The organism is Streptomyces sp. RerS4 (assembly GCF_023515955.1).
Classification (GTDB): Bacteria; Actinomycetota; Actinomycetes; order Streptomycetales; family Streptomycetaceae; genus Streptomyces.
The window spans coordinates 2,462,541-2,477,475 of record NZ_CP097322.1; the positions used below are offsets into that span (position 1 = coordinate 2,462,541).

Here is a 14,935-nt window from a genome sequence, read left to right on the forward strand (position 1 = left end):
GCAGAATCGACCGGGCGTGGTCAGGACATCCATCGGAAGGACGGTCGACGCACCATGCCGCACACGCGCATCCCCCTACCCGCGGCCAGGTCCGTGTTCGGCGACGTGGCCCTGTGGGGCGTCCTCGCCATCGCGACCGGCTACGGGTTCCGGGACGCGAGCGCTGCCTCGCCGACCTTGGACCTGCTCCTCCCGTTGGTCGTCCTGGCGGTGGCCGTGCCGCTGTCCCACCGTCGGCCGGGGGCCGCTGTCTTCCTCGTCAACGGGCTGTGCGCGCTGGGCATGGCCGACTCCGCGACCCCCGCCAACGCCCACGTCCTGTCGCTGGCCGCCTTGAGCTGTCTGCTGGGCGCCCGGGTCGCCGCGGCACGGCGCCCGCTCCTGGTGCTCGCCGCCTGCCTCGCGGTCGATCTCGTGACGTGCGCGGTGCTGTGGACGCAGGCCGTGTGGTGGTTCTACGCGCTGACCGTGCTGCCCGCGGCCCTCCTGCTTCCGTGGCTGGCCGGACGCCACTGGCGAGGCCGACGCGAACTCGTGCGGGACGGATGGCGGCTGGCCCGGAGCCTGGAAGAGCGGCAGCACCTCGTCGCGGAGCGGGCACGGCTGACCGAACGCGCGGACATAGCGGCCGACATGCACGACTCCCTCGGCCACGCCCTGAGCCTGGTCGCCCTGCGCGCCGGAGCCCTGGAACTCTCCCCCGACCTCACCGACCGCGACCGCACCGACCTCGCCGAGCTGCGCGGGACGATCGCGGACGCCGTCGAGCAACTGCGGGAGACCGTCGCCGTCCTGCACGGTCCACCGGGAACGGGCGCGGGCCTGCCCGTCGGGGACACGGTCGAGGACCTCCTCGGTCGGGCGATCGCCTCGGGGGTGCCGCTGCGGTGGGAGAGGCGCGGGCCGGTGCCCGCGCTCTCGCCCCTGGTCGAGCGCGGGATGTACCGCGTGGTGCAGGAGGCTCTCACCAACGCCGTGAAACACGCGCCGGGCGGATCCGTGACAGTGGGGATCACGCACGAAGCCGACCGCACGAGCGTGAGCATCGTGAACACGGCCCCGCCCGCCGACGGACGGGCGCACCCGGCGGAGGGCCCGCCGGCCCATGCCGGTGGGTGGGGGCTGACGGGTCTTCGAGAGCGGGTCACGGTCCTGGGCGGTTCGTTGCGGACCGGCCTGTACCAGGGCGGGTTCCACGTCACCGCCGTCCTCCCGCACCAGCCCCCGTCCCGCTCCGCGACACCGGCGCCGACGACCCGAACGGGGCTCAGAATGCCCGTATGGACCAGAGGGACCCACGACCGGTCCGCCAGGCCGCCCGAGAAGGCTCAACACCGGTCCCCGGACACGGACACCGTCACCACCCTGGAGTCCGCCCGGCGGCTCGCCGCTGCCCGCCGCGACGCCCGCCGACGTTCGGTCGCCGCCTTCGCGGCCCCCGTGGCCGCAGCCGCGTTTCTCGTGCCCTCCGCCGTCTACCTGGCCTGGCAGCTGACGACGAGCGTGCTGCCGCCGTCCCGGTTCGAGGAGCTGCGGCTCGGCCGGCCACGCACCGAACTCGCTCCTCTGCTGCCGGCCCGCGCCTTCCCCCACCCGCCCGACCACGCCCTTTCCGCGCCCCGGCCGCCCGGCAGCACCTGCGAGTTCTACCGATCCGGCCGGGACCTGTTGGACCAGGTCGATCTCTACCGGCTCTGCTGGGCCCACGACACGCTGGTGGCCAAGGACACCGTGCCCGCAAGCCGGCCTTGACCGCGCACGAGGGCGGCACGCTCCTCGGGCGCCGGGGTCATGCCGCCGGGCCCGGCACCGGGGCCGCCGCCATTCCGATGATCAGGCACCGGCTCTGCAGCCGGCACCCGCCGTCCTGGTTCACGAACAGTCCCCGCAGCGAGGACTGTGTGGTCGAGCGGCCCGCGCCGAGGGTCACCTGCTCCGGGTGGCGCTGGGCGTAGGCGACGGCGAAGCCGCCGCTCCAGGAGCTCCCCGCCAGGGCCGCACGGGGGATCTCCATGTTCCAGGCCCCAGGTCAGAGACCGGTCACGGAGCTCGGTGAACCCCTGGCCGGGGAGGTCGAGGACGTAGACGGTGTGCGTCCGGGAGAGGGCAGCGAGCTGCTCGCGCCAGGCGAAGGTCCAGGACGCGCCGGGAGAGAGAAGCACCACCGGCGAGCCACACTCACCCTGGCGGACGTGGTGGAAGCGGGCGACGGGCGTCTCGACGTACCGGTTCCCGGGCGGCGCGGCGTAGCCGGGCGTCTCGGCGGGCTGCCAGGCATACGCCGTGCCCGCGGCGACCGCGGCGAGGGCGAGCGGCAGCGCGAGTGCCCTCCGGGCACGGCGGGAGACCAGGCGGGTGGCGGCCGGCCAGCCGAAGCCGAGGCAGAGCGGGGTGTAGAGGAACAGATCGAGCCAGTAGAACACCGGGCCGGCCCCGTCGCCGACGCCGAGCGCCCACACCAGGCCGACCAGCCCGCGGACCAGGAGCCCCGCGGCGACGGCGAAGGACACCAACCCGGCCAGGCTCGGCGGATCAGACCGCGCGGGGTATGGCGGAAACCTGTCATCGCGTCAGCCGCCGCCCCGTCCCCTGGGCGTCCCCTGGGACGCGAAAGGCGGCCCCGAGGGGCCGCCAGGATCACCGTAGCGACTCGCGCGACCAGAGAAGTTCCTGGTCGGATCGTTTCTGCACACCTGGTGTGCAGTGGGGCGGGTGGGACTCGAACCCACGGCCGACGGATTATGAGTCCGCTGCTCTAACCGGCTGAGCTACCGCCCCTTTACGGCGTGGCGCGTACATGTGTGCGCGCCGTCTGCCGCAGCATAGCCGCTCATACGATCTCCTGCCTCGGTTGCCCCGCATGATCGGCCGTGCCTGTTCAGGGAGACCGCGCTGAAGGCTGCCCGGTTCCCGGATCAGGACAAAAAGAAAGAGGACCCGCCCTGGGCCCTCTTCTTTCCTGCTCCCCCGACTGGACTCGAACCAGTAACCTGCCGGTTAACAGCCGGCTGCTCTGCCAATTGAGCTACAGGGGACCGAGCTCCCCCGACTGGACTCGAACCAGTAACCTGCCGGTTAACAGCCGGCTGCTCTGCCAATTGAGCTACAGGGGATTGCTGCGGTGCATCGAACAGCCCACCTCCGGCCTTGCCGAGGGGCGAGCGCTCGTTGCGAGTCATAGATTAGCGCAAGCAGGGGGGTGCTCCGCCAATCGGTATCGCCAGCCGGCCGGGCACCACACGACGAAGGGTGACAGGCATGCGGTACAAGGTCGCTTTCGTGGTCGGACTGGCCATCGGTTACGTGCTCGGGACCCGGGCCGGACGTGAGCGCTACGAGCAGATGAAGAAGTCCGCGCGCCAGGTCGCGCAGAACCCCGCCGTGCGCAACGCCGCCGAGACCGCGGGGCAGGCCGGGCTCCAGTACGCCGGCAAGGCCTTCGCGGCGGTGGGCGGGAAGGTCGGCGACGCGATGCCCCACGCGCTGTCCGAGCGGGTACGCACCCTGCGCGGCCGGGCCGGCGGCGGCGCAGGCGCCGAGGACGAGTGGGGCACGAGCAACACCTGAGAGCCACTTCCGGACGGGTCGGATCCGGCCTGGCGTGCGGCAGAATTCTCCCCATGGGGATAGTCGCCGGGCTGGACAGCTCTTCCACCTTCACTCGCATCGTCGTCTGTGACGCGGACACGGGCGCCGTGCTGCGCCAGGGCTACGCGCCCCACCCGCAGCCCGCCGGTGAGGCCGTCCCCCACGAGACCGATCCACAGGGCTGGCTGCTCTCCCTCGGCGAGGCCGCCGGCGGCGGCCTGCTGGAGGGCGTCCAGGCCATCGGCGTCTCCGCCCAGCAGCAGGGGGTGCTGCCGCTGGACACGCAGGGCGCACTGGTGCGGCCCGCCCTCGTCGGCAACGACAAGCGCGGCCAGGTCGCCGCCGCCGACCTCATCGAGGCGCTCGGCGGCCGGCAGGCCTGGGTGCAGGCCGTCGGTTCCGTGCCGCACGCGGCGCAGCCGATCGCCAAGCTCGCCTGGCTGGCCCGCAACGAGCCGGAGGCCGCCCGTCGCGTGGCGGTGGTACTCTCCCCGCACGACTGGCTCGTGTGGCAGTTGCTCGGCCGGCCCGCCCGGCGCACCACCGACCGGGCCGGCGCCTCCGGGACGGGGTACTGGTCGGCGGCCACCGGCTCCTACCGGCCCGACCTGGTGGAGCTCGCGCTCGGGCACCAGGCGCTGCTGCCCGAGGTGCTCGCCCCCTGCGACGCCGCCGGGATGACCCCCGAGGGGCTGTTGATCTCCGCCGGCACCGGCGAGACCATGGCCGCCGTGCTGGGGCTGGGCCTGGGGCCGGGGGACGCGGTGGTCTCGCTGGGCGCGTCCGGCTCGGTGATGGCCGTGCACCACGAGGCCCTCGCGGAGCCGGGCGGTCTGATCACCTCCCTCGCCGACGCCGGTGGCATGCACCTGCCCGTGGTGAACACCTCCAACGCCGTACGGGCCCTGCGCGGCACCGCCGACATGCTCGGCACCGACCTGGAGGGGCTGAGCGCGCTCGCGCTGAAGTCGACGCCGGGCGCGCACGGCCTCGTACTCCTGCCGTACCTGGAGGGCGAGCGGACGCCGAACCTGCCGCACACCGCCGGGACGCTGTCCGGGCTGCGCCGGGACTCGATGAAGCCCGAGCACCTCGCGCGGGCCGCCTTCGAGGGCATGCTGTGCGCGCTGGTGGACGCCCTCGACGTGCTGCGGCACCGGGGGGTGCCGATCCGTCGGGTGTTCCTGCTGGGCGCGGCGGCCGATCTGCCCGCCGTACAGGCCGCCGCTCCGGGGCTGTTCGGGACGCAGGTCGTCGTGCCGGCACCGGCGGACTACGCGGCGCTGGGCGCGGCCCGGCAGGCGGCGTGGGCGCTGGGCGTGCGGCAGGGGACGCTGGCCGCGCACACCCCGCCGGTGTGGGCCGCCCCGGTGGCGCAGGTCTTCGAGCCGGACGAGGAGTTCGCGGCGTGGCAGGCGGTGCGCCAGCAGTACGCCACCACGCGCGAGCAGCTGCACCCCGGCGCCTTCGCGGGCGCGCTCTCCCCGGGCTACTAGGCACACCCTCACCGGGCTACCGGGTCGACGTACGACGTGGTGGCGGGCCCCTGGGACCTCGGTCCCGGGGCCCTGCTCCTTTTGACCGGCCTTTGCGAAAACCGGTGGGGTTCGTCCCCGCCGTTGGCCGAAGATGGACCGAACCCCCTCGATCATGCCGACCGGAGCCTGCGCGTGCTCATACGACTTCTGCGGACCCACCTCGGTCCGTACCGCAAACCCATCGTTGTGCTGGTGCTGTTGCAGCTGCTGCAGACCAGCGCCAGCCTCTATCTCCCCACCCTGAACGCGGACATCATCGACCAGGGTGTGGTCAACGGCGACACCGCTTACATCCTGCGTTTCGGCGCGCTGATGCTCGGCATCTCGCTCGTCCAGCTCGTCTGCAACGCCGGCGCCGTCTACTACGGCGCCCGCACCGCCGCCGCCCTCGGCCGGGACGTCCGCGCCTCGGTCTTCGACCGGGTGCAGAGCTTCTCCGCGCGGGAGCTGGGCCAGTTCGGCGCCCCGTCGCTGATCACCCGTACGACGAACGACGTCCAGCAGATCCAGATGCTGGTGCTGATGACCTTCACGATGATGGTCTCGGCGCCGATCATGTGCGTCGGCGGCATCGCGATGGCACTCTCGCTCGACGTGAAGCTGTCGGGCGTGCTGCTGGCCGTGGTGCCGGTGCTGGGCCTGGCGGTCGGCGCGATCGTGTACCGGACGCGTCCGCTGTTCCGGCAGATGCAGGAGCGCCTCGACGTCGTGAACCGGGTGCTGCGCGAGCAGATCACCGGCAACCGCGTGATCCGCGCCTTCGTCCGCGACACGTACGAGAAGGAACGCTTCCGTACCGCCAACTCGGAGCTGACGGACGTCTCGCTGGCCTCCGGCAAGCTGCTGGCGCTGATGTTCCCCGCCGTGATCGTGGTCGTGAACATCTCCAGCGTGGCCGTCATCTGGTTCGGCGCGATGCGCGTGGACGGCGGGGGCATGGAAATCGGCCAGCTGACGGCCTTCCTCGCCTACCTGATGCAGATCGTCATGGCCGTGATGATGGCCACCTTCATGTTCATGATGGTGCCGCGCGCCGAGGTCTGCGCCGAGCGCATCCAGGAGGTCCTCGACACCGACTCCAGCGTGGTCCCGCCCGCCGACCCGGTGCGCGAGCTCGGGCAGCGCGGCGTGCTGGAGCTGCGCGGCGCCGACTTCGGCTATCCGGGCGCCGAGTCCCCGGTGCTGCGCGGGGTGGACCTGGTGGCCCGCCCCGGCGAGACCACGGCGGTGATCGGCTCGACGGGCAGCGGCAAGTCCACGCTGCTGGGCCTGGTGCCCCGCCTGTTCGACGCGACCGGCGGCACGGTCCTGGTCGACGGGGAGGACGTACGCCGGCTGGACCCGGAGCTGCTGGCCAAGACGGTCGGCATGGTGCCGCAGAAGCCGTACCTGTTCTCGGGGACCGTCGCGTCCAACCTGCGCTACGGGCGCCCGGACGCGAGTGACGAGGAGCTGTGGCGGGCCCTGGAGGTGGCGCAGGCGAAGGAGTTCGTGTCCGCGCTGGAGGGCGGCCTCGAAGCCCCCATCACGCAGGGCGGTACCAACGTCTCGGGCGGTCAGCGCCAACGCCTCGCGATCGCCCGCACGCTCGTACAGCGTCCGGAGATCTACCTCTTCGACGACTCGTTCTCGGCGCTGGACTACGCGACGGACGCGGCGCTGCGCGCGGCGCTCGGCGAGGAGACCCGGGAGGCGACGGTGGTGATCGTGGCCCAGCGGGTGTCGACGATCCGCGACGCCGATCGGATCATCGTCCTGGACGAGGGCCGGGTCGTGGGTGAGGGGCGTCATCACGAGTTGATGGCCGGCAATGAGACCTACCGGGAGATCGTGCTCTCCCAGCTGACGGAGGCGGAGGCCGCATGAGCGGGCCCGGAGGACGGATGATGATGGGGCCGGGCCAGCGGTCCCTGGACTTCAAGGGGTCGGGCAAGCGGCTCCTGAGGCAGCTGGCGCAGGAAAAGGGCAGGCTGTGGGGCATGGTCGCGGCCGTGTTCGGCAGTGTGGCCTGTTCGGTGGTCGGCCCGAAGATCCTGGGCGAGGCCACCGACCTGGTGTTCGCGGGGATCGTCGGCCGCCGGATGCAGGCGGGGATGACCAAGCAGCAGGCGCTGGACGGGCTGCGGGCGCGCGGCGAGGACGGCATGGCGGACATGCTGTCCGGCACCGACTTCACGCCGGGGCAGGGCATCGACTTCGATGCCGTGGGCGTCGTCGCGCTGTGGGCGCTGGTGGTGTTCGTCCTGGCCGGCCTGCTGATGCTGGTGGCGACGCGGCTGTCGAACCACGTGATGAACGGCACCGTGTTCCGGATGCGCGAGGAGCTCCAGGCGAAGCTGTCGCGGCTCCCGCTGTCGTACTTCGACCAGCAGAAGCGCGGTGAGGTGCTGAGCCGCGCGACGAACGACATCGACAACATCGGGCAGACGCTCCAGCAGACGCTGGGTCAGCTCATGAACTCGCTGCTGACGATCGTCGGCGTGCTGGCGATGATGTTCTGGATCTCGCCGCTGCTGGCGCTGGTCGCGCTGGTGACCGTGCCGGTGTCGGTGGTCGTCGCGTCGAGGATCGGCAAGAAGTCGCAGCCGCACTTCGTGGAGCAGTGGAAGAGCACGGGCGCGCTGAACGCGCACATCGAGGAGATGTACTCCGGCCACACGCTGGTGAAGGTCTTCGGACGGCAGAAGGAGTCGGCGGCGCTCTTCGCCGAGCAGAACGAGGCGCTGTACCGGGCGTCGTTCAAGGCGCAGCTGGTCAGCGGGATCATGCAGCCCGTGATGATGTTCATCTCGAACATCAACTACGTGCTGATCGCGGTGGTCGGCGGTCTGCGGGTGGCCTCGGGCACCCTGTCGATCGGTGACGTGCAGGCCTTCATCCAGTACTCGCGGCAGTTCTCGATGCCGCTGACGCAGGTGGCGTCGATGGCGAACCTGGTGCAGTCCGGTGTGGCCTCGGCCGAGCGGGTTTACGAGCTGCTGGACGCGGACGAGCAGGAGCCGGACGTCGAGGTTCCGGAGCGGCCGGACGAGCTGCGCGGTCGAGTCACCCTCGACAAGGTGGCCTTCCGCTACGAGCCCGACAAGCCGCTCATCGAGAACCTGTCGCTGGACGTGGAGCCGGGCCAGACCGTCGCGATCGTCGGCCCGACGGGCGCCGGCAAGACCACGCTCGTCAACCTGCTGATGCGGTTCTACGAGGTCACGGGCGGGGAGATAGCGCTCGACGGCGTGGACATCGCGAAGATGACCCGCGCGGAGCTGCGCGGCGGGATCGGCATGGTCCTCCAGGACACCTGGCTGTTCGGCGGGACCATCGCCGAGAACATCGCCTACGGTGCCTCGCGCGAGGTGACGCGCGCCGAGATCGAGGAGGCCGCGCGGGCGGCGCACGCGGACCGCTTCATCCGCACCCTGCCGGACGGCTACGACACGGTGCTGGACGACGAGGGCGCCGGCGTCAGCGCGGGCGAGAAGCAGCTGATCACCATCGCGCGGGCGTTCCTGTCCGATCCGGTGATCCTGGTGCTCGACGAGGCGACCAGCTCCGTGGACACCCGTACCGAGGTGCTGATCCAGAAGGCGATGGCGCGGCTCGCGCACGGCCGTACGTCGTTCGTGATCGCGCACCGGCTCTCCACGATCCGGGACGCCGACGTGATCCTGGTGATGGAGAGCGGCTCGATCGTGGAGCAGGGCACGCACGAGGAGCTGTTGGCCTCGGGCGGCGCCTACTCCCGGCTGTACGCGGCGCAGTTCGCGCAGGCGGTGGTCGAGGTCGACTGATCCGGCGGCGGATCGGGTGGGGGCGTCCTTCGGGGCGCCCCCTTCGACGTTTCGGTCGAGGTGGCCGCTCAGTCGAGGTAGTCGCTCAGTCGAGGTAGCCGCGCAGTTGGTCGGCGAAGGCGTGGTCGCGCAGCTTGTTGAGGGTCTTCGACTCGATCTGGCGGATCCGTTCGCGGGTGACGCCGAAGATCCGGCCGATCTCCTCCAGGGTGCGCGGGCGGCCGTCGGCGAGCCCGTAGCGGAGTTGGACGACCTTGCGTTCGCGCTCGCCGAGGGTGGACAGCACGGCTTCCAGGTGCTCGCGGAGCAGGAAGAAGGCGGCGGATTCCACGGGGGACGCGGCGTCGCCGTCCTCGATCAGGTCGCCGAGGGCGACGTCGTCCTCCTCGCCGACCGGGGCGTGCAGGGAGACCGGCTCCTGGGCGAGCCGGAGCACCTCCAGGACGCGCTCGGGGGTCAGTTCGAGGTGGACGGCGACCTCTTCGGCGGTGGGCTCGTAGCCCCGCTCCTGGAGCATGCGGCGCTGGACGCGGACGACGCGGTTGATCAGCTCGACGACATGCACGGGGACGCGGATGGTACGGGCCTGGTCGGCGAGGGCCCGTGACATCGCCTGCCGGATCCACCAGGTGGCGTAGGTGGAGAACTTGTAGCCGCGCGCGTAGTCGAACTTCTCAACGGCCCGGATCAGCCCGAGGTTCCCCTCCTGGACCAGGTCGAGCATGGTGAGGCCGCGGCCCACGTAGCGCTTGGCGACGGAGACGACGAGCCGCAGGTTCGACTCGATGAGCCGGCGTTTGGCCATGCGGCCCATGACGACGAGCTTGTCGAGGTCGAGGGCGAGGCGGGAGTCGAGGTCCGGGGTGGTGCCGAGCTTCTCCTCGGCGAACAGTCCCGCTTCCACGCGGCGCGCGAGGTCGACCTCCTCGGCGGCGGTGAGCAGCGGGATCCTGCCTATCTCGCGCAGGTACTGGCGGAAGAGGTCGGCGGAGGGGCCCGCGCCGCCCGTGGTGTCCCTGGTGCGGGAGCGGGCGAGGGGCTGCGGCTCGATCAGTTCGAGGACCTCGGGTTCGTCCCGTTCCGGTTCGTCCATCGCCTCGGCCTCCGGGAGGTCGACCGCGGCGGGCGTGTCGGCGGCGGGGCGGCTCACGTTCACGGTCAGGGTCTGGGTCTGCACGGGGGCGACCTCCAGGGCTCCGAGGACGGTGGCACCGCACCTCAGTGTGGGGTACGACACAACGCCGCCACGAGGGGTGTGCGTGCACTTTCTGAGTCCGGTGCGTGACCGGATGGTTACCCATCGGCGAGAACCCCGATGCGGATCGGACGCATGTCCGAGATGATCGACATCATGTCTTCGCACGGAACCTACGAAACGCACGTGACGGTCCGCTGCCCGGACGAGCGGGAGTTGGCCCGGCTGGAATCCTGGGCGGGCGCGCGGGAACTGAAGGTCACGCACATCCACCTGGCCCGGGGTCGGACCCTCTCGCAGCCGATGCTGACGCTGCCGGACCGTACGGGGCACGAGCGGCTGGTCCCGCAGTTGCGGGCGGCGGGCTTCACCCCGGTCCGGGTCAAGATCGAGACGGTTCCCTGGACGACGGACCGGCCGGGGCCGGGCGGCGGTTACTACGAGCACCACCTGAAGCTGCGGCTGCCGGGCACGTACGACCACGCGGCGCTGGAGGCACTGGTGGTGCCGCATGGGGCGCACCTGTCCTGGAACGCCCGGCGCGTCCTGCCGGGGACGACGGGTGATCACGAACGGTTCGTCACGCAGCGCTGCCGGGGCACGGCCTCGCGGGCGACGGCCGCCTGCGACACGCTCATCGCGGAGTTGGTGGAGGCGGGGTACGAGATCCGCTCGGAGGAGCGGGAATTCGTGCTGTACGACAGCGATCTGTCCGTGGACGACGGGTGGATCGAAGGATGGGACGACAGGGAGGGGACGGCCGGATGAACGGCAATGACGGTACGGGGAACCCGCGCTCCGACTGGGCGCGGCGGCAGGAGGAGCTGCCGAGGACGTCGACCACGGGACTGGCGGAGCCGGGCCGTGAGGGCGACCTGTTCTTCGACCCGGCGCTCAAGCACTTCGCCCACGGGTACCGGGTCGCCGACACGGCGGTCGACCCCGGGCTGCGGCCGGCCTGGCAGGCCGCCCGGCGTCGGGCCCTGGACGTGATGGTGCGCGGGGTCGCCGAGTCCGGCTGGGCGGACTCGCTGGTGCTGCGCGGCAGCATGCTGATGGCGAGCTGGTTCGGGGCGCCCGCGCGGGAGCCGCACGACCTGGACTTCATCGTGGTCCCGCAGGACTGGGGGATCGAGGAGGCCCGTACGGAGCGGATGCTGACGGCGATCGCGGAGGCCGCCGAGCGGGTCGCCGCGCGGGAGGGTGGCCTGGTGGTCGCGGCGGCCGGGGCGGTCTGCGAGGACATCTGGACGTACGAGCGGGTCCCGGGGCGGCGTCTGGTGCTGCCCTGGTCCGCGCCGGGGCTGCCCGGCGGGCAGGTGCAGCTGGACTTCGTCTTCAACGAACGGCTGCCCGCGCCGGCGGAGCCCACCGAGGTCGCGGGCGTACGCGTGCCGGCGGCCACGCCCGAACTGTCCCTGGCCTGGAAGCTGGTGTGGCTGGCCACGGACATGTACCCGCAGGGCAAGGACCTCTACGACGCCGTGCTGCTGGCCGAGCGGTACGCGGCCCCGTACGAGCTGGTGCACACGGTCTTCCGGGAGTCGGGCGAGTTCTTCCCGCCGGGCGCCGCCGAGGACGCGCCGGTGACGTTGGAGGCGTTCGCCGAGGCGCGGTGGGTCGACTGGGAGCAGTTCGCGCAGGAGTACCCGGGGGTGGGCGGTTCGGCGGAGGCCTACGCGGGGCGGCTGCTGGCGGCGCTGGGGCCGACGTTCGCGGGACGGGACTGAGGACGGCTGAGGGGGGCTGGGGCTGGGGGCGGCGGCTCAGGCGGGTTCGACGCGGACCGCGCACACCTTGAACTCCGGCATCCGGGACACCGGGTCCAGGGCGGGGTTGGTGAGGGTGTTGGCGCGGCCCTCCCCCGGCCAGTGGAACGGCATGAAGACCGTGTCGGCGCGGATGGCGTCGGTGATGCGGGCCGGCGCCACCGCACGGCCCCGGCGGGAGGTGACGGCGAGCGGGGCGCCGTCGTCGACCCCGAGGCGGGCCGCGAGACGGGGGTGGAGTTCCACGAAGGGCCCGGGGGCGGCGGCGTTGAGCTCGTCCACCCGCCGGGTCTGCGCGCCGGACTGGTACTGGGCGACGACCCGCCCGGTGGTGAGCAGCAGAGGGTAGTCCGCGTCGGGGGTCTCGGCGGCGGCGCGGTGGGAGACGGGTACGAACCGGGCCCGGCCGTCGTCGGTGGCGAAGCGGTCCAGGAAGAGGCGGGGGGTGCCCTCGGAGCCGGTGGGGCAGGGCCAGAAGACGCCCTGTTCGGCTTCGACGCGGGCGTAGGAGATGCCCGAGTAGTCGGCCGGTCCGCCCGCGGAGGCGCGGCGCAGCTCCTCGAAGACCTCTTCGGGGTCGGTGGGGAAGCCCTTCTCCACGCCGAGGCGGGCGGCGAGTCCGTGCAGCACGTCCAGGTCGCTGCGGACGCCGGGCGGCGGGCTGAGGGCGCGGCGGCGCAGCAGGACGCGGCCCTCCAGGTTGGTGGTGGTGCCGGTCTCCTCCGCCCACTGGGTGACGGGCAGGACCACGTCGGCGAGCGCGGCGGTCTCGGAGAGGACCACGTCGGCGACGGCGAGGAAGTCGAGGGAGCGGATCCGGTCCTCGATGTGGGCGGCGCGTGGGGCGGAGACCACGGGGTTGGAGCCCATGAGGAGCAGGGCCCGTACGTCGGTGCCCAGGGCATCGAGGAGTTCGTAGGCACTGCGGCCGGGGCCGGGCAGGGTGTCGGGGTCGACGCCCCAGATCCGGGCGACGTGGGCGCGGGCGGCGGGGTCGGTCAGCTTGCGGTAGCCGGGCAGTTGGTCGGCCTTCTGACCGTGTTCGCGGCCGCCCTGGCCGTTGCCCTGGCCGGTGAGGCAGCCGTAGCCGGAGAGCGGGCGGCCGGCGCGGCCGGTCGCGAGGCACAGGTTGATCCAGGCGCCGACGGTGTCGGTGCCCTTGGACTGCTGCTCGGGGCCGCGGGCGGTGAGGACCATCGCGGACTCGGGGGCGCAGAACAATTCCACGGCCCGGCGCAGTTGCGGGACCGCGACGCCGGTGACGCGTTCGACCAGTTCCGGCCAGTGGGCCATCGCGGCGGCGCGGGCGTCCTCCCAGCCGGTGGTGCGGGCGGCGATGAACTCCGCGTCGGTGCGGCCCTCGGCCACCACGAGGTGCAGGAGCCCGAGGGCGAGGGCGAGGTCGGTGCCGGGTCGGGGGGCCAGGTGCAGGTCGGCCTGCTCGGCGGTGCGGGTGCGGCGGGGGTCGACGACGATCAGGGTGCCGCCGTTCGCCTTCAGTTCGGTGAGGTAGCGCAGGGCGGGGGGCATCGTCTCGGCCAGGTTGGAGCCGACGAGGATCACGCAGCCGGTGCGCGGGATGTCCTCCAGGGGGAAGGGCAGGCCGCGGTCGAGGCCGAAGGCCCGCTGGTGCGCGGCGGCGGCCGAGGACATGCAAAAACGCCCGTTGTAGTCGATCTGGGAGGTGCGCAGGGCGACGCGGGCGAACTTGCCGAGGGCGTACGCCTTCTCGTTGGTCAGTCCGCCGCCGCCGAACACGCCGACCGCGTCGTGCCCGTGGGCGCGGGCCGTGCGGGTGAGGCCCTCGGCGACGGCGTCGAGGGCCTCCTCCCAGCCGGCCGGTACGAGGGGCCCGCCGGGGCGGGTGCGCATCAGCGGCTCGGTCAGGCGCACCCGGGAGGAGAGCACGGCGGGCGCGGTGCGTCCCTTGCCGCACAGCGCGCCCCGGTTGACGGGGAAGTCGGCCCGCTCCTCGACCGTCACGCCCGCGCCGTCGGATGTGGGGCGCAGGTTCATCCCGCACTGGAGCGCGCAGTACGGGCAGTGCGTGGCGGTGGCGGCGGGGGCGGAGTCCGGGATGGGCATGCGCCCAGCGTGCGACGCGGGTGTTACACGGGCCGCCCCGCCACGTTACGACCAGGGATGTTCCCCCTCAGCACGCCTCACCGACACCGGTGAGCCCCGCCCGGTCGCCGGCCGGCCGTGCCCGACACGAACCGCCCCGAGCCGCCCCAGCCCGCCCCCGAAGTCACCGGCCGGTGAGGTGTTTCACCGTCAGGCCCGCGGTCCAGCCGCCGTCCACGGCGAGTTCGGCGCCCGTCATGTAGCCGGCGGCGTCCGAGAGTAGGAAGGCCACGGCGGCGGCGATCTCCTCGGGGACCGCGACGCGACCCAGCGGGGCACCGGGGTAGTTGCCCTCGCCGGCCTGGATGCCCACCGGGGCGGTCATCGGGGTCAGCGTCATGCCGGGGTGGACCGAGTTGACCCGGATCCCGGCCTCGGCCAGCTCGACCGCGCCGATCTTCGACAGGCCGCGCACGCCCCACTTGGAGGCGCCGTACCCGGCGGTGAGGGCGAGGCCGGTCAGACCGGCGGCCGAGGAGATGTTGACGATCGACCCGCCGCCGTTCGCCCGCAGCAGCGGGATCGCGGCCTTCATGCCGATGAACACGCCGACCAGGTTGATCTCGACGACCTTGCGGAAGTGCTCGACGCTCTCGTGCTCCAGGAACTGGCCGGTGGCTATGCCGGCGTTGTTCACGAGGCCGTCGATCCGGCCGAACTCCTCCACCGCGTGGGCGAGGGCCGCGTCCCAGTCGGCCTCGCTGGTGACGTCGTGCCGCAGGAAGCGGGCCGCGTCCCCGAGCTTCGGGGCCGTCCGCGCGCCCTCCGCCTCCAGCACGTCGGTGATCAGCACCCGACCGCCCCCGTCGACGACCGCCCGCGCGGCCGCCGCGCCCAGTCCGCGGGCCCCTCCGGTGATGACGACGACCTTGCCGCTCAGATCCACACCAGCCACGGTCCACACCCCTGACGCCGACATCTGGTATATGACTAATC

11 protein-coding genes and 3 tRNA genes are annotated in these 14,935 nt (G+C 72.4%); 7 read left to right on the top strand and 7 right to left on the bottom strand.

The genetic code is table 11. The annotated features are described in order from the left end of the window. Positions 1-54: 54 nt before the first annotated feature. On the top strand, positions 55-1,752 hold the full coding sequence (locus M4D82_RS11350) for a sensor histidine kinase (protein WP_249765933.1): 1,698 nt from the start codon (positions 55-57) through the stop codon (positions 1,750-1,752). 37 nt (positions 1,753-1,789) lie between these two features. Here M4D82_RS11350 and M4D82_RS11355 read toward each other — a convergent pair whose 3' ends face one another. The 4 genes from M4D82_RS11355 to M4D82_RS11370 all read right to left on the bottom strand — a co-directional run bounded on the left by M4D82_RS11355 (position 1,790) and on the right by M4D82_RS11370 (position 3,113). Then, positions 1,790-2,014 (bottom strand): alpha/beta fold hydrolase, encoded by a 225-nt coding sequence (locus tag M4D82_RS11355; protein WP_249765934.1) that lies wholly within the window; start codon positions 2,012-2,014, stop codon positions 1,790-1,792. 690 nt (positions 2,015-2,704) lie between these two features. Continuing rightward, positions 2,705-2,778 (bottom strand) — tRNA-Ile (locus tag M4D82_RS11360). Between the two features lie 184 nt (positions 2,779-2,962). Beyond that, positions 2,963-3,035: transfer RNA gene (locus M4D82_RS11365), tRNA-Asn, on the bottom strand. Positions 3,036-3,040: 5 nt separating this feature from the next. Beyond that, positions 3,041-3,113 (bottom strand) — tRNA-Asn (locus M4D82_RS11370). 145 nt (positions 3,114-3,258) lie between these two features. Between M4D82_RS11370 and M4D82_RS11375 the strand changes: the two genes are divergently transcribed. From M4D82_RS11375 to M4D82_RS11390, 4 genes are all read left to right on the top strand, one after another. Further along, on the top strand, positions 3,259-3,567 hold the full coding sequence (locus tag M4D82_RS11375) for a YtxH domain-containing protein (RefSeq protein WP_249765935.1): 309 nt from the start codon (positions 3,259-3,261) through the stop codon (positions 3,565-3,567). A 53-nt stretch (positions 3,568-3,620) separates the two neighbouring features. After that, positions 3,621-5,084 (top strand): xylulokinase, encoded by a 1,464-nt coding sequence (locus M4D82_RS11380; protein WP_249765936.1) that lies wholly within the window; start codon positions 3,621-3,623, stop codon positions 5,082-5,084. Positions 5,085-5,258: 174 nt separating this feature from the next. Next, positions 5,259-6,992, top strand: coding sequence for an ABC transporter ATP-binding protein (locus M4D82_RS11385; protein ID WP_249765937.1), 1,734 nt, complete (start codon positions 5,259-5,261; stop codon positions 6,990-6,992). After that, positions 6,989-8,911 (top strand): ABC transporter ATP-binding protein, encoded by a 1,923-nt coding sequence (locus M4D82_RS11390; protein ID WP_249765938.1) that lies wholly within the window; start codon positions 6,989-6,991, stop codon positions 8,909-8,911. Before M4D82_RS11385 ends, M4D82_RS11390 begins: the two co-directional genes overlap by 4 nt. 85 nt (positions 8,912-8,996) lie before the next feature. Here M4D82_RS11390 and M4D82_RS11395 read toward each other — a convergent pair whose 3' ends face one another. Then, the gene (locus M4D82_RS11395) at positions 8,997-10,148 is read right to left on the bottom strand and encodes an RNA polymerase sigma factor (protein WP_502988904.1); all 1,152 of its coding nucleotides are present in this window, start codon (positions 10,146-10,148) and stop codon (positions 8,997-8,999) included. Between the two features lie 114 nt (positions 10,149-10,262). On the opposite strand from M4D82_RS11395, the gene M4D82_RS11400 reads away from it, so the two are divergent. Beyond that, entirely contained in the window at positions 10,263-10,874 is a 612-nt protein-coding gene (locus tag M4D82_RS11400; RefSeq protein WP_249765940.1) for a hypothetical protein, read from the top strand. Next, positions 10,871-11,836, top strand: coding sequence for a nucleotidyl transferase AbiEii/AbiGii toxin family protein (locus M4D82_RS11405; protein WP_249765941.1), 966 nt, complete (start codon positions 10,871-10,873; stop codon positions 11,834-11,836). Before M4D82_RS11400 ends, M4D82_RS11405 begins: the two co-directional genes overlap by 4 nt. Before the next feature lie 36 nt (positions 11,837-11,872). Here the strand turns inward: M4D82_RS11405 and M4D82_RS11410 are convergent, their stop codons facing one another. Then, positions 11,873-13,960 (bottom strand): molybdopterin oxidoreductase family protein, encoded by a 2,088-nt coding sequence (locus M4D82_RS11410; protein WP_249765942.1) that lies wholly within the window; start codon positions 13,958-13,960, stop codon positions 11,873-11,875. A 163-nt stretch (positions 13,961-14,123) separates the two neighbouring features. Next, on the bottom strand, positions 14,124-14,918 hold the full coding sequence (locus M4D82_RS11415; RefSeq protein ID WP_502988905.1) for a glucose 1-dehydrogenase: 795 nt from the start codon (positions 14,916-14,918) through the stop codon (positions 14,124-14,126). Between the last annotated feature and the right edge of the window lie 17 nt (positions 14,919-14,935).